This window comes from Pararhodonellum marinum (assembly GCF_015354735.1).
Classification (GTDB): Bacteria; Bacteroidota; Bacteroidia; order Cytophagales; family Cyclobacteriaceae; genus Pararhodonellum; species Pararhodonellum marinum.
This window is the reverse complement of record NZ_JACEFJ010000001.1, coordinates 25,683-45,877: the sequence shown is the minus strand read 5'-3', so window position 1 is coordinate 45,877 and position 20,195 is coordinate 25,683. Positions and strand designations below refer to the sequence as shown.

Here is a 20,195-nt window from a genome sequence, read left to right as displayed (position 1 = left end):
CTTTAAGTATCCATTAGAAAAAATAATACATCAATAGCCATATTTTTCTCCCCAAAGCTGTTTCAGGTATTTTCTCAAATCATTCTCACGGGCGTTCTGACTGGGGTCATACAGCTTGGTGTTTTTGATTTTGTCAGGTAAAAATTCCTGCTGGACAAAATTTTGCTCAAAATCATGCGCATACTGATAGCCCTTGCCATAGTTCAGGTCTTTCATCAGCTTGGTCGGTGCATTGCGTAAATGCAGGGGGACTGGAAGATCACCTTCCTGCCGCACCAATTCCTGGGCTTTGTTGATGGCCATGTAGGAGGCATTGCTTTTGGGAGAACTGGCCAGATAGGTGACACATTGGGAAAGGATGATCCTAGACTCGGGGTAACCGATCATTTTAACCGCCTCAAAACAATTGGTTGCCAACAAAAGCGCATTCGGATTGGCATTGCCGATGTCCTCCGATGCCAAAATCACCAGTCTTCTGGCTATAAATTTGACATCCTCCCCTCCTTCTATCATCCTGGCCAACCAATAGACGGCCGCATTGGGATCTGAACCTCGAATCGATTTGATAAAAGCAGAAATGATGTCGTAATGCTGCTCACCTGATTTGTCATACAAGGCGATCTTCTGCTGGGCAATTTCCACCACTTTGTCATTGGTCAGGACACAGGGCCGCTCTGAAATGGCCTCCACCACTATCTCAAGCAGATTCAACAACTTGCGTCCATCTCCCCCGGAAAGTCGCAAAAGTGCCTCTGTTTCTGTGAGCCTTACGTCCTGTTTCTTTAGCCAATTGTCTTTTTCCATCGCCTGCTGAAGTATGGCTTCTAAATCAGCCTTCCCCAAAGCATTGAGCGTGTAAACCTGACAACGGGAAAGCAAGGCCGCGTTCACTTCGAAGGAGGGATTTTCTGTGGTAGCACCGATGAGCCTTATGGTACCTTTTTCCACAGCACCCAACAAGGCATCCTGTTGGGATTTGTTGAACCGGTGAATCTCGTCAATGAAAAGCACCACACCCATCTGATATTTTGCCTTTTGGATCACCTCTCTGATGTCTTTCACCCCTGCACTGATGGCACTTAGGGTATAAAAAGGAGCCTTGATCTCATTGGCGATGATGTTGGCGATGGTTGTCTTGCCGACTCCCGGAGGTCCCCAAAGGATGATGGAAGGAACATTTCCGGATTTGATGGCTTTGAAAAGAAATGAGGTGGGAGCCGAAAGATGTTCCTGCCCGATAAGTTCTTCCAATCGGCTTGGACGCATGCGTTCGGCTAAAGGAATGCTGTTCATGGTTTGAATTTATGACAATTGAATAGGAAAAGGGCATACTTGGCCTACTTCTTCTTTTATTGGACTATTGGATTGCTCTCAATCTTACACCAAATTCCTCCAGCATTTGGTCATTGAAATCCATATGGGTAACAAAACGGATCTGATCTGAACCAAATTTAACCGCTTTGATGCCTTTCTCAGTTAATTTTTGCAGCATGGCCGCGGGAGAGGTTCCCTTAAGCTTGGCTATCACGATATTGGTGGCTACTGGAAATACCTCTGAAACCAAGGGATGGACAGCAAGCATCTCACCGATTTTTTTGGCCCGAACATGGTCTTCTTTCAAGCGGTCCACCTGATGATCCAATGCATAGATACCCGCCGCAGCCAAAAATCCAGCTTGACGCATGCCTCCCCCAAAGGCTTTTCTTACTTTCCTGGCTCTTTTGATATCCGACTTGCTTCCTAGGAGAACGGAACCTACCGGGCAGCCCAGCCCTTTACTCAGGCAAATGGATATGGTATCAAATTGAGCTCCCCAATCTTTGGGATTTTCTCCAGTTTCTACCAAGGCATTGAAAAGCCTTGCGCCATCCAGATGGAGCTTGAGTTCATGTTGCTTGCAAATGGCTTTGATCGGCCTGATTTCCTCCAAACGATAAATACTTCCCCCGCCTTTGTTCATGGTGTTTTCCAGTGAAACCAACGTCGTCTCCGGTGCATGAACATCATCAGGATTGATGGCCTCCAGGATATCTTCTTGGGAAATCTTTCCATAAGCCCCATCCAACAACTTCACGGAGGCAAGGGAATTGGACATGATTCCCCCACCTTCATACAGGTAGATGTGGGAATACTTGTGGCAGATCACCTCAGTCTGAATCTGAGTATGCAGGCGAATGGCAATCTGATTGGTCATGGTGCCGGATGGACAAAATAAACCTGCCTCCATACCAAACCTGTCAGCCAGTTTTTGCTCAAGCAGTTGGACGGTTGGATCCTCATTGAACACATCATCCCCCACTTTTGCTTGAAACATGGCCTCAAGCATTCCCTTACTGGGTTTGGTCAGCGTATCACTCCTTAGATCTATGTTCATTTTTGGGTTCTTTTTTGAAGATAAAATCAAGGCTGCTTTTCTTTTCCAAGAAGACTTCCATATCACTCAATTCCAAATTAAGGGCACGGGTTGAAATGAGTATTTCGACCATGGATATGGCTAGCGAGATCAACAAAGCCAACATACTCAACATAAATACAATCCCAGCGGCAAGGGTTTGTTCGCGGTAGATCAAAAACATACAGATCACACAGAAAAGAAAACTAAGGACGCCAAAAAGCTGCATGTATTTGATCATGTTCAGTCTCTTTCTCAGGTTGTGGATTTGTTCGATGATGATGCCTTCTTTTGGGTCCTCCATGTATTTCTTATGCAAGCCACGAATCAGGCTGGCAATAGCCAAAAAACGGTTGGTAAAGGCCAACATCATCAAGGTGATGGCAGAAAACAACAAGGCAGGAGTAGAGAGGGTCAGTTCCATTGGAGTCTATTAGGCAACCAAATTCATCAAATATACATAAAAACTAAGCAGCCTTTCCATAGGTTGCTTAAACAGAAGTGGTCTGGATTTTTAGTTTCCAGACCACCTTTTGATATCATTATTCCATTGAACAGATGAACAGGGGCATTAAATATGCAATGCCCTATTGTCTGTGGCGGCAAGACACGCTTCTTTGAAAGCTTCTGTATAGGTAGGGTGTGCATGGGACATTCGGGCAATGTCTTCGGCGGATGCCCTATATTCCATAGCAACCACCGCTTCCGCGATCATGTCAGCCGTTCTAGGTCCTATCATATGTACACCAAGAATTTCGTCCGTCTCAGCATCGGCCAGAACTTTGACCAAACCATCGGTATCCATGGAAGCTCTTGCCCTTCCGGATGCCATAAAGGGGAATTTACCGGTTTTGTATTTGATCCCTCTTTCCTTCAGTTGCTCTTCGGTATAACCGACTGAGGCCACCTCAGGCCAGGTATAAACCACACCCGGGATGAGCAGGTAATTGATGTGGGGCTTTTGCCCGGCAATGACTTCAGCAACAAAGGATCCCTCCTCTTCCGCTTTGTGTGCCAGCATGGCACCTTTCACCACATCTCCGATGGCGTAAATATTTTTTACATTGGTTCTGAGGTGTTCGTCTACTTCCACCTGTCCTTTGTCATTGATTTTGATACCTACAGCTTCGGCATTTAAGCCAGTGGTATAAGGTTTTCTACCGATAGAAACCAGTACATAATCCCCTTTCAACTCTACGGTTTCCCCTTTGCTGTTTTCGGTTTTTACGGTGACTTCCTTACCTTTTCGCTCCACACCTACCACCTTGTGCTTGAGGTAAAACTCAAACCCAAGCTTTTTAAGGGATTTTTGCAGCTCTTTTCCCATGGTTTTGTCCATGGTGGGAATCAGTGAGTCCAGATACTCCACCACGGAAACTTTGGCTCCCATCCGGCCAAAAACAGAACCCATCTCCATACCGATAATCCCGCCTCCGATCACAATCATGTGTTTGGGGATTTCCTTGAGATTCAAAGCCTCAGTGGAAGTAATCACCCTTTCTTTGTCCAGTTCTACAAATGGCAAATTGGCTGGTTTGGAACCTGTGGCAATGATGATGTTTTTGCCCTTGATTTCTTCGGTGGATCCGTCATCTTTGCTGACTTTCACGGTGTTGGCATCTACAAAAGACCCCAAGCCATGGTGCACATCAATTTTGTTTTTCTTCATCAGAAACTGAATCCCATCCACATTCTGCTTGACCACGTCATTTTTACGGGCAATCATCTGCTTCAGGTCTACCTTGAGGTTGCTCAGGTTGATGCCATGGGTTTTGAAGGTATGGGCCGCATTGTGATAATGCTCTGAAGAATCAAGGAGGGCTTTGGAAGGAATACAGCCTACGTTCAAACAGGTACCGCCCAGTGTGGCATACTTTTCTACAATGGCTGTTTTCATACCCAGTTGGGCAGCCCGGATGGCTGCCACATATCCTCCTGGTCCGGAGCCGATTACGATTACGTCGTACATGTTGATTTTTGTAAATGGTGGCGGACAAAGGGAATGGTGCCTTCATTTCCTCCACCCGTTAGTTAAAATTTATTTATAGGTCCGCCAAAAAACGGACTTCAATTAGTTGAATAATGGAATAGGTCATTTGACCGGATCAAACCCCAAACAACAGCCTGGTAGGATCTTCAAGCAACTGTTTTACCCTAACCAAAAAGCTCACAGATTCTCTTCCATCGATGATCCTGTGGTCATAGGACAAGGCCAGGTACATCATGGGGAGGATTTTCACCTCACCGTTGACAGCCATGGGACGTTCTACGATATTGTGCATCCCAAGAATGGCGGACTGCGGGGCATTGATGATCGGGGTAGACATCATGGAACCAAAGATCCCACCATTGGTCAGGGTAAAGGTACCTCCGGTCATTTCTTCAATCGACAATTTATTATCACGGGCTTTGGTCGCCAAGCGAACAACTTCTTTTTCAATTTCATCAAATGACAAAGATTCAGCGTTTCGGATCACGGGTACTACTAGTCCTTTTGGTGCGGAAACCGCGATGGAAATGTCACAAAAATCATTGTAGATGATCTCATTGCCATCTATCTGCGCATTTACAGCAGGCCATTCCTGGAGTGCGACACAGACCGCTTTGGTGAAAAAGGACATAAAGCCAAGATTTACTCCATGCTTTTCTTTGAATTGGTCTTTGAATTTTTTTCTCAATTCCATGATCGGACCCATGTTTACCTCATTGAAAGTGGTCAACATGGCTGTCTCATTCTTCACGGAAACCAGTCTTCTGGAGACTGTTCTCCTCAAAGAGGAGATTTTTTCTCTTCGACTATCTCTGGTCCCGGATTTTTTAGGAGCTTCTTGTGCCTTGGATTGGTTTGATGCCGCTGTGCTGGCAGGTTTGGCTGCTTCCTTGGCTGGTTTTTCAGCCTTTTCGGCATCTTCTTTGGTGATTCTGCCGTCTTTTCCCGAACCGCTGACAGACTGGGGGTCAATGCCTTTTTCTGAAAGGATCTTAGCTGCAGCAGGTGAGGCATGTCCGGTGGCATAGGTTGCTTTATCAGAGGTTTTCTTTGCTTCCTCCTCACTTGATGCGGATTCCGGTACTTCTTCGGAAGAAGTCGGGGCCCCACCTTCCGTTACTTCTATTTTGCAGATTAGGCCACCTATTTCAAGGGTATCACCCTCTTGGGCCACATGCCGAAGGATTCCGTTTGCCTCTGCTGGCAGTTCAAAAGTAGCTTTGTCAGAATCCACCTCGGCGATGATTTCATCCAATTCCACGTAATCTCCATCCGACTTCAACCAACTGGCCAAAGTAACCTCAGTAATGGATTCTCCTACAGTAGGTACAATCATTTCCTTAACCTCTCCCGTGGATTTGCTTTTGGAAGTTTCAGGCGCTTTGGGTGAACCATTGGAGGGTGATTGGTTTTTCTTTTCGGAAGAACCTCCATCAGAAGCTGATGCATTGGTGTCTATTTCGCAGATAACTGCCCCTATGTCCAAGGTATCGCCTTCTTCGGCTTTAATCTTTAACACACCAGAGGCTTCTGCAGTCAATTCAAAAGTGGCTTTATCAGATTCCAGTTCACAGATGACTTCATCCATTTCCACATATTCTCCGTCTTTTTTGAACCATTGTCCTATGGTCACTTCAGTAATGGATTCCCCGACGGTGGGGACTTTGATTTCTAGGCTCATTGTTGATTTTTTTTATCCCCAAGCCTGCCTTGGCAGACCTAAGGTAAATTTAACTTGTTTTATTTAAATTAAACCTAAACAGAATAGGCCGAAAAACATATGGCCCATTCTGTTCGGGGATTTAAGAAATATTTAAAGCTTTGTTGATGATTTGGGCCTGTTCCTGGACATGCACCTTGTGGTAACCTGTGGCGGGTGAAGCACTGGATTTTCTGGCAATGACTTCCATGGGGAATTCCCTGTATAGGGCCCGCATCATGTAAGTCCAGTATCCCATGTTCTCAGGTTCTTCCTGAACCCAGATCACCTCAGCGTTTTTGTAAGCTTTGAGGGCGTTCATGATTTGCTTTTTGGGAAGTGGGTGCAATTGTTCTATCCTCACAATTGCCACATCCTGAATTTTTTCCTTTTCCCGGACTTCATCCAAATCATAATAAATCTTACCTGAGCAAAGCAACACCCTTTTCACTTTCTTGGGTTCCACGGTTTTATCTGAAATCACTTCCTTGAAGCTCCCTGAGGTAAACTCCTCCAGCGGTGACATCACTTTGGGATGCCGCAGCAGGGATTTTGGAGACATGACAATACAGGGTTTTCTAAACTCCCAAGCCAATTGCCTTCTCAAAAGGTGAAAGAAATTGGAAGGCTCTGTGATGTTGGCCACAACCATGTTGTATTCCGCGGAAAGCTGCAAAAAGCGCTCTGGCCTTGCATTGGAATGTTCCGGTCCCTGCCCTTCATACCCATGGGGCAATAGCATGACCAGGCCATTCATTTTTTGCCATTTGGATTCACCTGAGGAGATAAATTGGTCAATCATGGTCTGCGCTCCATTGGCAAAATCCCCAAATTGGGCTTCCCAAATCGTCAAAGCGTGGGGATTGGCCATCCCATACCCATATTCAAATCCCAAAACAGCATATTCAGAGAGCAATGAATTGTAGATGCTGAATTGCCCATCATGTCCTTTCAACTCCTTCAGAAAATTGTAGGGCTTGTTGGTGCTGGCATCATGCACTACGGCATGGCGGTGGGAAAAGGTACCCCGCTGACAGTCCTGTCCTGTAATTCGCACCGTCTTATCTTCCAACAGCAAGGATCCATAGGCCAACAACTCGGCAGCTGCCCAGTTGAGGTTTTTGGACTGGAAATACATGTCCTTACGTTGTTTGAGCTGTACCTCGATCTGCTTGATGGGCTTGAAACCCTTTGGTACCACGGTCAGGGCTTCTGCTACTTTTTGGATGTTTTCTGCAGGTATGCCTGTCTCCGGAGACTGGTCAAAATCTTCAGGTGTGGAGCGCCTAAGTGATTGCCACGCTTGCTCAAATTTGGTGAATTGATAGGGAAGTGGTTTTTCCTTGACCATGTTGAGCCTGTCCTGCAACAACTGACGGAATTCCTTGTCCATCTGTTTGGCGATTTTGGCATCCAGGTCTCCCCTTTCGCCTAGCCTCTTGACATAGATCTCCCGGGGATTGGGATGTTTGGAAATGATGTTGTACAATTCAGGCTGGGTGAATTTTGGTTCGTCGGATTCATTGTGGCCATGTCTCCGGTAACAAACCATGTCTACAAAAATGTCCTTTTGAAACTTGTGCCTGTATTCTGCTGCCAGGTGGGCTGCAAAAACCACAGCTTCGGCATCATCTCCATTGACGTGAATAACCGGTGCATCAATGATTTTAGCCACATCGGTACAGTATATGGATGATCTGGCATCATCAAAATCAGTGGTAAACCCTACTTGGTTATTGATCACAAAATGGATGGTGCCTCCAGTATTGTATCCTTTAAGACCCGCCATCTGAGTTACTTCATAGACGATCCCCTGACCGGCCACAGCCGCATCACCGTGGATCAAAATAGGAAGGGCTTTGTTGGAATCCCCTTTGTGCTCTGAATCGATTTTTGCTCTTATAAAGCCTTCAACCACCGGATTGACCGCTTCCAAGTGAGAAGGATTGGGCGCCAATTTCAGGTTCACTTTAGCCCCGCTGGTGGTGACTATATCACTGGAATAACCCATGTGGTATTTGACGTCTCCATCTCCCATGGTAAGGTCGGGTTTGGCAGTTCCCTCAAATTCCGAAAAAATCTGTTCATAGGTTTTTCCCATGATGTTGGCCAATACATTCAGACGGCCCCTGTGGGCCATTCCGATCATGACCTCATTGGCTCCCAAAGAAGCACTGTGGTTGATGACTGCATCCAAAAAAGGAATGGTGCTTTCGCCACCTTCCAATGAAAACCTTTTCTGACCCAGGTATTTGGTATGGAGAAAATTTTCAAAAACAACCGCTTCATTAAGCTTGGAAAGTATGCGCTTTTTCTCTTCAGTAGGCGGGTTAAATTCGAGGGCTTCTTTTTCTACCTTTGTTTTGAACCAGTCCAGGATGTATGGATCCCTCATGTAAAGGTATTCGAAACCCATCGGCCCTTCATAGATCTTCTTGAGCGATTCCACTATTTTGGATAGCTTGGAAGGACCTATGCCTATTTCATTTCCTGCTTGAAATTCGGTTTGCAAATCCTGTTCTCCCAAACCAAAATCTTCCAAATCGATCATCGCCTTCCTGTCTCTTCTTTCCCTCACCGGGTTGGTTTTTGACCTGAGGTGTGCTCTTGAGCGATGGGCATGGATAAGGGCTCTTACTTTGATTTCTTTTGGCAACTGCTCCATGTCCATGATGGTTCCTTTCGTTGCCAAGGAACCATTTTTAGCAGGTGCTGTCGAACTTGATTCTTGGTTAGGGGTCGCCACCTCCGATCCCTCTTCCCCGTATTTGGTGATGGCAAAGTCAAATCCATCGAAAAAAGTCTTCCAGCTTGGGTCTATGGATTCAGGATCATTTTTATAGTCTTCGTAAAGCTCATCAATGTAAGCCACATGAGCATTGGCGATGTAGGAATATTTATCCATTTTTTAGCAGGTTATTTAGACAAAGATAACCAGATACATATTCTTAAAAAAATTTGATATTCGCATAGGCAAATTGAACTGATTATCAGTATCTTTCAATAACTAAGCAAAATTTTATTTTAAAAATTCTTATCTGATAATATAATATTGAGGCATTCTGGAAATAAGGGAAGCAACTATTGTTCAAGTCTTTGACTTAGAGGATTTTCAGAGAAAAAAACACTAAAAAATCAAAGATTTTGACTTATTGGAGTTTTGATTTAGGACTATTCCAACTCTTTTTCTTGTTAATCATGATAGTATTCAAATTGAAGTGGATCGGGAAATTTAAAGGTAAATCCAGTTTCAAGGATCTTTTCTGCAGAAATCGCTTTCCAGTTTGTTTTACCGGAAACTGCGTAACTTTTTGGCGGATCAAAACCCAAATCTTGGGCATTTCGCTCGTATACCTCTTTCCTCTTGGGATGGAGGGGGGCGACTCCATTGAGGGTTAGATTCCATAACTGTTCTTTCAACACCCATTCTACCAACCTAACCGCATCCTCCCTATGGATATAATTCACCGGGGTGTCTCCGACCACCTCCGTCTTCCCTCTGAAATACCGCCCAGGAATCCGATCTACTCCCAATAACCCCCCAAATCTGATCACCGTAAGGTCATAGGATTTGTTCCGCCAAAGTTCTTGCTCTGCTTCCCAAAGCGCAGCATTGCCGTTGCTGTTGTCTGTTAAATGATCCTCTTCCTTGGCCAACTGATTTTCGTCAGGATAGACTGAAGTAGAACTGATATAGATGATTTTTTTTACTCCAGCCTTTTCTGCCAAAGCTTTGACCTGACGGATTTGTTCCGGATGAAAAGTTGATGGTTTTGACCGGCTTTGAGGCGGGATGTTGATAAAAAGTACATCTGTATCAAAAAACCAATCCACCGAATGACCAAAAGGTTCCGGATCAAACCTGATTTGGCAAACCTTAAAACCTTCCTCTTTTAATTGGACTTCCTTTTCAGAAGATGTGGTGCTTCCTTTTACTTCATAACCTTTTGAAATCAATTGCTCAGCCAATGGTTTTCCTAGCCAACCCAAGCCTAAAATCGATACTTTTTGCATAGGGAAATAATTTACAGCCAATTTAAGGGCTATCTGTTTATCAAACAACCTATCCAGATATTAAGGTATACTATTGCTTTTTTTGGACTTTTGAACCTTCATTAAATTATTCCATGAATGGATGGCTGTAAATTGAAATTTTAGTTTAGTTTTGAGCAACTTTAATTTTAACAGAATAAAAATGAAAAAATGTTTTGTATTGGCCCTTTTGGGCATGTTTATGAGTAGCGCTGGGTTATTTGCCCAAGAAAGCACTTTTGGAGTAAGGGTGGGACCCAGTTTTACAACCCTAGGGGGTGAGGAAGGAGGAGATGGAAGCAAATTCCGTATAGGCTACCATTTTGGGGTTTATGGAAATTTTGCTGTTTCGGAAAGCTTCAGCTTTGAGCCAGGGCTTCAATTTGCCAGCAAAGGGGCAAGTGCAGATGAGGGTCTTGGACCTGGCGTAACCGCATCCATCAGAAACGGATACCTAGACATTCCTCTACTTTTGAAGTTTCAGGTTGCTGAACAGTTTTTTCTTTTCTTTGGTCCTCAACCTTCTTTTTTATTGGCTTCTGCTTTTGAAATCAAGGACGGGAACAATAATATAACCATATCAGGCAGTGAGGCCAAAAATCTCTGGAAGGATTTTGATTTTGCAGGCGTTGTTGGATTCGGCTCCAACTTTGGGGATGGATTCAACATTCAATTAAGTTATGAACATGGTTTTGCCAACATCAGTGACATTTCAGATTCATTCTATAACAGGGGCTTTAAATTGTCACTTGGAAAAAGTTTCTGATCTAAAAGTTATATTAGTGACAAAATGCCATAAAAAAAGCCTCTATTGCTAGAGGCTTTTTTTACTTTTCTTTTTTGGGCATGGTTCCCAATATGATGTCCCATAGTGGGGAACTTACTCCAAAGGCAACATCCGGATCTTTGTAATGGTGTATGGCATGATTTACCCAAAGGATTTTGAGGAAATTCTTTGGGGGTTGAAAGGCATGCACGATAAAATGAACCCCTAAATACAATGCATAGCCTATCAAAAATCCCGGAAGAAAATACAAAGCGTAATCTCCCATGATAAAGGTGAACACAAAATAAAAGATGGCGGCATACAAGGCACTCACAAAAGGAGGCATCGCTAACCTGTCTTTATCTTTAGGGTAATCATGGTGTACACCATGGATGGAATACTGCAATTTATCTTTCCACTTAGAATCCGGGATCATGTGGTAAAGGTGTTTATGCATCATGTATTCCACAAAGGTAAATACCAAGAACCCAACAAGCATCAGTAACAATCCGGTACTGAGTGGGATTGCTGTGACAGTAAGTGCAAAATATAGGGAAACGACTCCTATACCTAAAAACATGGTTATGGGTATGCTGATGTGTGTCCTGGAAATTTTTTCCAGGACAGGATTATCAAACATATGGGCAGTCCCGTTGTTATCCGGCCTGTCTAATCTTCCAATTTTTTTCATCCAATTTCATTTAAAGCTTCTAAATCCCTTCTATTTACGACAAAAACCTTTCATAGGATTTGAAAACCAGTGCCTAAAGTTAATGGATTTGAAATAAAAAAGAATCTTTAAGTCCAACAAATTAAAATGATTAATGTCATTGTATCATTTGGATAGGCTTAATGTCCTTTCTATTGTCTTTTTGTAAAAGTTTTCGTACAGTGGCAATATTTTGCTGACATCAAATGTTTTTGCCCTTTCCAAAGCCCTTAACTTGAAACCGGGAAGGTTTTCATCAGACAAAATTCGAAGCGCCTTTTGGGTCATGTCTGCCACATCTCCTACCTCACAGACATACCCGGTTTCTCCGTCTATGTTGAGTTCAGGGATACCCCCGGCATTTGAACTCAATATAGGTACTTCGCAGGCCATTGCTTCAAGTGCGGCCAAACCAAAACTTTCTTTTTCCGAAGGCATCAGAAACAGATCTGCCACAGACAATACCTCCTCCACGGCTTCCAATTTTCCTAGAAAACGAATATCATCGCAGGTGCCCAAACTTCTGCAAAGGCGTTCCATTTTGTCTCTTTCGGGTCCGTCCCCAACCAAAAGGAGCTTGACAGGAATGACTTTTCTCACCTCAAAAAACACCTGTATGACATCCTCTACCCTCTTCACTTTTCTAAAGTTGGAGGTATGAACCATCAGTTTTTCACCATTTGGACAAATTGCCAATTTGAAATGCTCTTTCTTTTGTTTTTTGAATCTTTCCAAATCGATAAAATTCGGTATCACTTCAATATCTTTGAAAACCTTAAACAATTTGTAGGTGTCTTCCTTCAGAGACTCCGAGACTGCCGTAACTCCATCGGATTGATTGATGCTAAAAGTAACCACAGGTTCATAGGTGGGGTCTTTTCCTACCAAAGTGATATCTGTACCGTGTAAGGTGGTGACCACGGGAATTTGAATGCCCTCTTCTTTTAGAATCTGCTTAGCCATATAAGCGGCAGAGGCATGCGGGATGGCATAATGAACATGAAGCAAATCCAGATTTTCGTATTTGACCACATTCACCATCTTACTGGCCAAGGCCAGTTCGTAAGGAGCATGCTCAAAAAGTGGATAACTTTTGATGTCAACCTCGTGATAAAATAAATTGGCACTAAAAAAGTCTAAGCGGGTAGGTTGACGGTAGGTAATGAAATGAACTTCATTGCCTTCTTTGGCGAGGGCTTTACCCAATTCCGTGGCGACTACACCACTCCCTCCAAAGGTTGGGTAACAGACAATCCCTATTTTCATCTTGAAAGATTTATGTTATGATGGGTCAGTTGACAGGCTTTAAACAACAATCGCGTACATATTTGTTCACATGATGGGTTTAATTTTTCAATGCTTGGTAAATGATGTCATGGATTTCAGTCCTTACCCCATCTTTGAGCAAGCCATTGTTGTTGGCATTGGGATGAACCCGGTTGGATAAAAACACATAGACCAATTCGTTTTCCGGATCCGCCCATACACAGGTTCCGGTAAATCCCGTATGCCCAAAACTGCTCTTCGGGGCTAATTTACCGGCACTTCCCCCTTTGCCCCTCTCAGGTTCAGGTTTATCCCAGCCCCATGCTCTTCTGCTTTGGGTACTCTGACGCTTGGTGAATTCTGTGATGGTTTTTCTGTCAATCAAATTGATGCCCCCATAGTTGCCCCCCTGCAACATCATCTGCATCATGATAGCGAGGTCATTGGCTGTACCAAAAAGGCCGGCATGTCCAGCTACACCCCCGTACATGGCAGAACCGGGGTCATGGACATATCCTCGAACAAGCCTCTTTCTAAAAGTGATATCATCTTCTGTAGGGGCAATGCGATCTTTAGGGAATTTTTCCAGCGGTTTGAAGGTCAGTGTGTATATCCCTAAGGGAGCATAATAATTCTGTTCCAGAAATTCATCTATCGATTGGTTCAAAAGCCTTTCCGTTAATTTTTGCATCAAGTACATCCCTAAATCGGAATAGGTGTAATCATGCCTTGACCGGCCCGGAGGAAGTCTTTTGAGATCTGATTTAACCGTCCATGCCCAAAGGCTATCCGGAAGAGAATTGACTGCATACATGTTTTCAGCCACTTCCAACTGAAAACCAGGTTCTGGATTTTCCCTAAAAAATTCTTTTTTCCACCCGGTTCCATCCACAGTCTTGGCATAATGAGGAATCCAGGCCACAAGACCTGACTCATGCATCATGATGTCCCGAATGACCAAGTTGCCTTTATTGGTATTCCGTAGTTCGGGAAGATAATGGCCAATGGTCCTATCCATGTCAACCAACCGTCTGCTGACCAAAAACATTAGGGCTTGTGTGGTAGCCATCACTTTGGTAATGGAAGCGAGATCGTAAATGGTTTCTGGGTTGACTTTGGCTGATTTCTGCCAATCCAGATAGCCATAGGATCGCTCAAAGACCACTTTACCATTTTTGGCTACCAAAACAGTTCCTCCCGGGGTGTGTTTGAGGACGATGGCTTTTTCCATAACCCTGTCAATTTGGTCCAAAACCTGGATATCTAAGCCCACATTCTCTGGCCTTCCGTAGGAGAGGCGGTCCAGCTTTTCTAGGTATCCACCGGTGCCGATTTGAAAATTGTCACTAACAGAAACAGGAAGTGAACCTGTTGCTGCTCTTCCTCCAAAAATAATCTGAGGAGTTAATTTTTCTGTCCATTGATTTTGCTCATAAGCTACAAGCACATGAGGAAGATCATCCAGGAACTTGGCACCATAGGCATTTCCGAACATCACTACGATGACATTGTTTTCTCTGCTCAGGTTTTTGATAAACTGAACATCACTTTCTTTCAAGCCGAAATCCCGCTTGGAATTGTTGGTCATGCCCATGAGCCCGACTACAATGGTGTTGAAATTCTTGGCCTTTTGATTCAGACTGGCATAACTTTCCCCGTCTTTGTTCAAAGTGAAATGTTGAAATGGTCCATATCGGTCGAGTTGGCCCTTAAAATCCACTCCATCGCCTCCTATCGAGATGGATGCCATTTTAAGCAAGTCCAGGTTGCGTAAAGGAAGAAAATTGTTTTTGTTGGTTAAAACCGAAATGGAATTGGCATATAAATCTTCAATGTTGAGGGCAGCTGAGGGGGCATTTAACTTGGCTAGAAGATTCCGGGTATCTACATATGGTTTCTCGTGTAGGCCTGCCCAGTACTTTGCCTTAAGCACTTTTCTGATCCTTCGGTCCACCTCTTCTTCTGTTATTTTTCCCTCCTGAATGGCCTGTAAGATCATGGCCTTTGATTTGGGCACATCTTCAGAATAAAGAAGGATGTCATTGCCTGCCATTAAGGCCAGTAGATCTACCTCTCCCGGTTTGTAATGGCTGCTTACTCCCCGCATATTCAGGGCATCTGTAAAAATCAAACCTTTAAAGCCCATGTCTTCCTGAAGAAGGTTGGTAACCACATTTGGGGTCAAGGTCGTAGGATTTTTGGCAGAAGTACCCAAGCTCGGCACATGTAGATGGGCTACCATCACACTCATCAAATCCTCCTTGATGAGTTCGCGGAAAGGATAAAGGTCAATGTCCTCTATTTTTGCAAAAGAATTGTTAATGACAGGGGTGGTATAATGGGAATCTGAGTCAGTATCTCCGTGTCCGGGAAAATGCTTCGCATTGGCCATGACACCATGGTCTTGAAGCCCTTTCATGTAGGCCAAAGACTTTCTGGCCACCAATCTTTTTTCTTCGCCAAAGGCTCTATAACCGATGACGGGATTTTGTGGGTTGGAATTGACATCCACCACCGGGGCAAAATTGATGTGCATGCCCAAGGCTTTAAATTGCCCGGCAATTTCTTTGCCCATTTCATAGATCAGTTCATCATCCTGAATGGCTCCCAAGGTCATCTGCTTCGGAAATTGTATGACAGAATCCAGGCGCATGCTCACTCCCCATTCTGCATCCATGGCAATAAACAAGGGTGTCTTGGAAATGGATTGGTAATAATTGGTTAGGTTGGCCTGCCTGATAGGGCCTCCCTGAAAAAAAATCAGGCCACCCAACTGCTGTTCCTGAATCAATTTCGCAATTTGCTGTCGGTGTTTGTCATCTTTGTTGGAATAAGCCGCTACCATAAATAGCTGCCCCAGACGTTCCTCAAAACTGAGGCTATTGAACACAGAGTCTACCCAAAGCATTTGTCTCCTATCATCTTTGGAAGAAAGTGGATCACGATCTTCCTTGACTGGCGAATGGGCGTAGGCTGCCCAGAGGACCATAAACAGAATTGAAAGAATGGCGTAAACTTTTGGCTTCATGCAAACGTTAAGTTTTTATTGCTTAAAATTTAAAATAACTTTGTGGTAGGGCTTGAGATCAAATTCAAACTTACAACAAAATCCGATCCTTGTCCTACCAATTATTGATAAAAAGGGACAGGTTTATATCAATAAACGTATATTTCTTTCAACTGCATTTAAATCCCCGAAAAAATATTCCAAGTGGCAGTTTTAGAAAGATCAAAATCGGAACAATCGTGAAAAAAATGGCTACAATCAAATAAGCCTCTTCAGCAATTTGATAATTGGCTCCCAAAAACAACAGACAACAGCATGAAATTTCCATCCATATTCAGATCCGCCAAACCTATGCGATTTGACATTCAGCCCAGGTACTATGATCCTATAAAGGAAGACATAGACCAACGTACGGCTAAAATCCGAAGACAGCTAGAAGCAGAAGGAATCATTTCTTCAGAGGAGCAAGACATGGAAATGCTCAGAAGGGATTATGGAGCTTCTTCTCTGCGTGGGGCCTTTACCAAAGGCAGTCCCATCAAGAAATCTCCTTCCGCGATATTTGACAATGCAGGAATGCTCAGAACGATCATATTTATTCTTCTGGTTGGAGGTGTTTTCGGATACCTTTATTACGGCAATCTCGCACTCTACATCATGCTTTATACCTCATTGACCATTTTGGGACTGGTATTTTTATTTAGGCTGAGAGGGAGGTCTCCCAAATGAGTGATGTCATTCAGTTGTTGCCGGACGCCATCGCCAATCAAATAGCTGCCGGAGAAGTAGTCCAAAGACCTGCTTCTGCACTGAAAGAATTGTTGGAAAATGCCATTGATGCAGGCGCTGACCATGTGCAGGTTTGGGTGAAGGAAGCGGGCAAAACGCTTATTCAGGTCACAGATAACGGGAAAGGCATGTCCATGACAGACGCTAGAATGAGCTTTGAAAGGCACGCTACCTCCAAAATCCGCAATGCACAAGACCTCTTTTCTATCAAGACTTTTGGCTTCAGGGGAGAAGCCATGGCTTCCATTGCCGCAGTGGCACAGGTAGAAATGAAAACCAGGCTTCAAGGTCATGAACTTGGCACTTTGATTTGTATTGAAGGGTCCGAAATCAAAAAACAAGAGCCTATCGCCTGCCCCGAAGGTACCTCAATCTCAGTCAAAAATCTGTTTTTCAATGTGCCTGCACGCCGCAACTTCCTGAAATCCAACCCTGTGGAAATGCGACATGTGGTAGAGGAATTTCAGCGAGTGGCGCTATCCTATCCAGAAGTGGCTTTCACATTGATGCAGCATGACATGGAATTATACCGGCTCAGCCCCGGAAAACTGAGTAAACGCATCGTGGAACTCTTCGGTAAAAACTACCAAGGTCAATTGGTGACCTGTCAGGAAGAGACGCCCCTTCTGAACATCATGGGCTATGTGGGAAAGCCGGAAAATGCGAAAAAAACAAGAGGGGAACAATTTCTTTTCGTCAATCACCGCTACATAAAAAGTAATTATCTGCACCATGCGGTTGTCAATGCCTATGAGGGCCTTATGCCAGCGGACATGCACCCTTTTTATGTGTTGTTTCTGGACATAGATCCAAGCCACATCGACATCAATGTCCATCCCACCAAAACGGAGATCAAATTTGATGATGAGCGGACAATTTATGGCTTGATACGCTCTGCCATCAAGCAGTCCCTTGGTGCCCATAATGTGGTCCCTTCCCTGGATTTCTCTTTGGATGTGAATTTTGCGGAGAATTGGAAAAGTGATCCTACGCAAAAAGAAAAACTCAATCAGGAAGACACCTACAAGCGTTTTTCCTTTCCTGAATTCAAAAAGCAAGATGTCTCAGGCTGGGAAAAAATGTTTGAAAGAAATCAGACAGAGTTGGTAGATCAAAAAGATCCCAGATCCCACCATTTGGAAAACAATAACCTGAAGACCTTTCCAAGCAAGGTCAACAACAGCGGACCTGAGTTTCCTAACTCAAATCTACCCTCTAGAGATGAAACAGGGAGTACTTTTCAGGTAGAATTGGCCTACATCGTGGCGCAAATGTCCAATGGTCTCCTGATCATTGATCAGCAGATGGCGCACGAAAGGATCCTTTACGAACGCTATTTTCGACAGCTCAGCCAGAATAGCGGAGCCTCTCAACAGGTGCTTTTTCCTCAGAGCATCCCCCTAAATCCTGCTGATTTTGCTCTGGTAATGGGCATGAAAGCTGAATTAACCCAATTGGGATTCGTTTTGGAGGATTTTGGGCAGCAGACTTTGGTCATTCAGGGGATTCCAGCAGATCTAGGCATTTCTAACGAAAAAGTGTTATTTGAGGGCCTGCTGGAACAATTCAAACACTTCAAAAAAGAACTTTCTCTGGACAAAAAAGAAAACCTTGCACGTTCTCTGGCCAAACGCTCCGCCATTCGCAAGGGCAACAGGCTCAGCACACAGGAAATGGAAAATTTAGTCGGACAATTATTTGCCTGTCAAAACCCTAATTTTGGTCCTTCCGGGAACAAAACCTTTATCAAATTGGATTTACATCAAATACATCGTTTTTTTAATGCCTAACTTGCCATATGTTTAGATCTCTGACGCCAATTGTAAAAAACCTGCTGCTGATTACCATCGGCATCCATGTAGTGGCCAGTTTCCTAATTCCCAACTTGAAGGATTATTTTGCACTCTATAATATTCAAAGCAATAAATTCGTCCCCTATCAATTTCTGACATACATGCTCATGCATGCCGACTTCTGGCACCTTTTCAGCAACATGTTCGGGCTGTTTATCTTTGGACCGCTTTTAGAGCAGTTTTTGGGTCCTAAAAAGCTGTTGATTCTTTGGTTGGTATGTGGCATTGGAGCTGGAGTGCTTTACTCAGGATACACTACATTTCAAACCAAAAGGCTGGATAATGAAATAGCTTACTTCCATGAGCATCCAGATCCAGAACTTTTTAATAAATTTGTATCAAATAACAGGAACTTTTTCCGGACTTCGGTGTATGACTTTATAGACGATTACAGCCGAAATCCTGAAAATGATCAATTGATCCAACAAGCCAAGGACAATTTGATCGGGGTCAGGAACCTAAAAGTGGACATCCCCATGGTGGGAGCCTCTGGAGCCCTGTTTGGTGTATTGATAGCTTTCGGGATGCTCTTTCCCAATACACAATTGTTTTTGCTTTTTCCGCCAATGCCGGTCAAAGCAAAATATTTAGTGTTATTTTACGGATTGTATACGGTCTATCAGTTGTTGGCCAATAACCCAACAGACAATGTGGCGCATTTTGCGCATTTGAGCGGCTTACTTATCGGTGCCATTTTGGTTACCGTATGGAAAAAGGACAGAACAACTTTCTACTGATATGTACGGTGGTTTTTGGTATAATTTAAGGAATGCGTTTACACAGAACAACAATAGCTTGTACAAAATACTGGCTATCAACCTTCTGATGTTTTTTGTTTTGCTTTTTTTTCGGGTATTGCTGACCATTGGAGGCGGAGTGGCCACTTATAAAGCCCTGCTTTCCTACTTGATGATGCCTGCCGCCTTGGACAGGTTTATCCTTCAGCCTTGGTCAATCATGACCTACATGTTTTTGCACGAAGGGATATTTCATATTCTTTTCAATATGCTTTTTCTGTATTGGTTTGGATTGCTGATCCATGAATACCTAGGCAGCCGGAAACTGGCCAACCTGTATATTCTCGGCGGACTGGTGGGAGCAATTTTGTATGTGGTGATGTATAACTTGGCCCCCTATTTTAGAGAAAGCGTAGAGGGATCCTTTATGTTGGGAGCAAGTGCTGGAGTCTATGCGATTGTCGTAGGCGCAGCTACCATGAGCCCCAATACCACCTTCAACCTTATTCTGCTGGGTCCTGTAAAAATCAAATACATCGCCATATTTTACGTGGTCATTGCTTTTGCCAACAGCACAGGGGCCAATGCAGGAGGAGAATTGGCACACCTGGGTGGAGCGGCATTGGGTTACTTTTACGTTACCCAACTTCGAAACGGGAAAGATTGGGGTGGCATCATCCAATCCATAGGTCGGTTTTTCGAAAATCTCTTTAAAAACAAGCCCAAGATAAAAGTCACATACCGCAAAAACGCCCCTTACAAATCAGAACCACTGAAATCAGATCCAAGAACCACAAGCAATACCAGAAGTTCCGGTAAGTCTGCTGGACAGACTGCGGTAGCAACCCAGGAGGAAATTGACCTGATATTGGATAAAATTGCAGATAAGGGCTATGACAGCCTCAGCAAGGAAGAAAAAAGGAAACTTTTTGAATTCAGTAACAAATAAGGAGTT

15 protein-coding genes are annotated in these 20,195 nt (G+C 43.9%); 5 read left to right on the top strand and 10 right to left on the bottom strand.

Annotated elements, in window-relative coordinates; all coding sequences use genetic code 11:
- Positions 1–30 precede the first annotated feature (30 nt).
- The 7 genes from H1A14_RS00185 to H1A14_RS00155 form a co-directional block, all read right to left on the bottom strand.
- Entirely contained in the window at positions 31–1,293 is a 1,263-nt protein-coding gene (locus tag H1A14_RS00185) for a replication-associated recombination protein A (protein WP_194774185.1), read from the bottom strand.
- A gap of 64 nt (positions 1,294–1,357) precedes the next feature.
- On the bottom strand, positions 1,358–2,374 hold the full coding sequence (locus H1A14_RS00180; RefSeq protein WP_194774184.1) for a threonine aldolase family protein: 1,017 nt from the start codon (positions 2,372–2,374) through the stop codon (positions 1,358–1,360).
- Positions 2,352–2,816, bottom strand: coding sequence for a DUF2721 domain-containing protein (locus H1A14_RS00175; protein ID WP_194774183.1), 465 nt, complete (start codon positions 2,814–2,816; stop codon positions 2,352–2,354). The genes H1A14_RS00180 and H1A14_RS00175 overlap by 23 nt, the downstream gene beginning before the upstream one ends.
- A 147-nt stretch (positions 2,817–2,963) precedes the next feature.
- A complete protein-coding gene (gene lpdA / locus H1A14_RS00170) occupies positions 2,964–4,361 on the bottom strand; it encodes a dihydrolipoyl dehydrogenase (protein WP_194774182.1) in 1,398 nt (465 codons plus the stop codon).
- Positions 4,362–4,497: 136 nt separating this feature from the next.
- Complete coding sequence (gene odhB, locus H1A14_RS00165; protein ID WP_194774181.1) at positions 4,498–6,063, bottom strand: 2-oxoglutarate dehydrogenase complex dihydrolipoyllysine-residue succinyltransferase; 1,566 nt, start codon at positions 6,061–6,063, stop codon at positions 4,498–4,500.
- A gap of 121 nt (positions 6,064–6,184) precedes the next feature.
- Positions 6,185–8,986: a 2-oxoglutarate dehydrogenase E1 component gene (locus tag H1A14_RS00160; protein ID WP_194774180.1), complete on the bottom strand. Its 2,802-nt coding sequence runs from the start codon at positions 8,984–8,986 to the stop codon at positions 6,185–6,187.
- Between the two features lie 287 nt (positions 8,987–9,273).
- Positions 9,274–10,095, bottom strand: a complete 822-nt coding sequence (locus tag H1A14_RS00155; RefSeq protein ID WP_194774179.1) for an NAD(P)H-binding protein — start codon at positions 10,093–10,095, stop codon at positions 9,274–9,276.
- 181 nt (positions 10,096–10,276) lie between these two features.
- Between H1A14_RS00155 and H1A14_RS00150 the strand changes: the two genes are divergently transcribed.
- Positions 10,277–10,879 (top strand): porin family protein, encoded by a 603-nt coding sequence (locus H1A14_RS00150; RefSeq protein WP_194774178.1) that lies wholly within the window; start codon positions 10,277–10,279, stop codon positions 10,877–10,879.
- Positions 10,880–10,940: 61 nt separating this feature from the next.
- Here H1A14_RS00150 and H1A14_RS00145 read toward each other — a convergent pair whose 3' ends face one another.
- The 3 genes from H1A14_RS00145 to H1A14_RS00135 all read right to left on the bottom strand — a co-directional run bounded on the left by H1A14_RS00145 (position 10,941) and on the right by H1A14_RS00135 (position 15,882).
- Positions 10,941–11,570 (bottom strand): sterol desaturase family protein, encoded by a 630-nt coding sequence (locus tag H1A14_RS00145; protein ID WP_194774177.1) that lies wholly within the window; start codon positions 11,568–11,570, stop codon positions 10,941–10,943.
- Positions 11,571–11,714: 144 nt separating this feature from the next.
- Positions 11,715–12,854: an N-acetyl-alpha-D-glucosaminyl L-malate synthase BshA gene (gene bshA, locus H1A14_RS00140; protein WP_194774176.1), complete on the bottom strand. Its 1,140-nt coding sequence runs from the start codon at positions 12,852–12,854 to the stop codon at positions 11,715–11,717.
- Positions 12,855–12,933: 79 nt separating this feature from the next.
- Entirely contained in the window at positions 12,934–15,882 is a 2,949-nt protein-coding gene (locus H1A14_RS00135) for a glycoside hydrolase family 3 N-terminal domain-containing protein (RefSeq protein WP_194774175.1), read from the bottom strand.
- Positions 15,883–16,176: 294 nt separating this feature from the next.
- Between H1A14_RS00135 and H1A14_RS00130 the strand changes: the two genes are divergently transcribed.
- The 4 genes from H1A14_RS00130 to H1A14_RS00115 are packed head-to-tail and all read left to right on the top strand — an operon-like array spanning position 16,177 to position 20,189.
- The gene (locus H1A14_RS00130; protein ID WP_194774174.1) at positions 16,177–16,590 is read left to right on the top strand and encodes a hypothetical protein; all 414 of its coding nucleotides are present in this window, start codon (positions 16,177–16,179) and stop codon (positions 16,588–16,590) included.
- A complete protein-coding gene (gene mutL / locus H1A14_RS00125) occupies positions 16,587–18,440 on the top strand; it encodes a DNA mismatch repair endonuclease MutL (RefSeq protein WP_194774173.1) in 1,854 nt (617 codons plus the stop codon). The genes H1A14_RS00130 and mutL overlap by 4 nt, the downstream gene beginning before the upstream one ends.
- An 8-nt stretch (positions 18,441–18,448) precedes the next feature.
- A complete protein-coding gene (locus H1A14_RS00120; RefSeq protein WP_194774172.1) occupies positions 18,449–19,240 on the top strand; it encodes a rhomboid family intramembrane serine protease in 792 nt (263 codons plus the stop codon).
- A gap of 1 nt (position 19,241) precedes the next feature.
- Positions 19,242–20,189, top strand: coding sequence for a rhomboid family protein (locus H1A14_RS00115; protein WP_194774171.1), 948 nt, complete (start codon positions 19,242–19,244; stop codon positions 20,187–20,189).
- Positions 20,190–20,195 lie beyond the last annotated feature (6 nt).

Coding starts and splice junctions, on each gene's coding strand:
- bshA (WP_194774176.1), bottom strand. CDS start 12,854: ATGAAAATAGGGATTGTCTGTTACCCAACCTTTGGAGGGAGTGGTGTA.
- H1A14_RS00160 (WP_194774180.1), bottom strand. CDS start 8,986: ATGGATAAATATTCCTACATCGCCAATGCTCATGTGGCTTACATTGAT.
- H1A14_RS00120 (WP_194774172.1), top strand. CDS start 18,449: ATGTTTAGATCTCTGACGCCAATTGTAAAAAACCTGCTGCTGATTACC.
- H1A14_RS00145 (WP_194774177.1), bottom strand. CDS start 11,570: ATGAAAAAAATTGGAAGATTAGACAGGCCGGATAACAACGGGACTGCC.
- H1A14_RS00150 (WP_194774178.1), top strand. CDS start 10,277: ATGAAAAAATGTTTTGTATTGGCCCTTTTGGGCATGTTTATGAGTAGC.
- H1A14_RS00175 (WP_194774183.1), bottom strand. CDS start 2,816: ATGGAACTGACCCTCTCTACTCCTGCCTTGTTGTTTTCTGCCATCACC.
- mutL (WP_194774173.1), top strand. CDS start 16,587: ATGAGTGATGTCATTCAGTTGTTGCCGGACGCCATCGCCAATCAAATA.
- lpdA (WP_194774182.1), bottom strand. CDS start 4,361: ATGTACGACGTAATCGTAATCGGCTCCGGACCAGGAGGATATGTGGCA.
- H1A14_RS00155 (WP_194774179.1), bottom strand. CDS start 10,095: ATGCAAAAAGTATCGATTTTAGGCTTGGGTTGGCTAGGAAAACCATTG.
- H1A14_RS00135 (WP_194774175.1), bottom strand. CDS start 15,882: ATGAAGCCAAAAGTTTACGCCATTCTTTCAATTCTGTTTATGGTCCTC.
- H1A14_RS00180 (WP_194774184.1), bottom strand. CDS start 2,374: ATGAACATAGATCTAAGGAGTGATACGCTGACCAAACCCAGTAAGGGA.
- H1A14_RS00115 (WP_194774171.1), top strand. CDS start 19,242: ATGTACGGTGGTTTTTGGTATAATTTAAGGAATGCGTTTACACAGAAC.
- H1A14_RS00185 (WP_194774185.1), bottom strand. CDS start 1,293: ATGAACAGCATTCCTTTAGCCGAACGCATGCGTCCAAGCCGATTGGAA.
- H1A14_RS00130 (WP_194774174.1), top strand. CDS start 16,177: ATGAAATTTCCATCCATATTCAGATCCGCCAAACCTATGCGATTTGAC.
- odhB (WP_194774181.1), bottom strand. CDS start 6,063: ATGAGCCTAGAAATCAAAGTCCCCACCGTCGGGGAATCCATTACTGAA.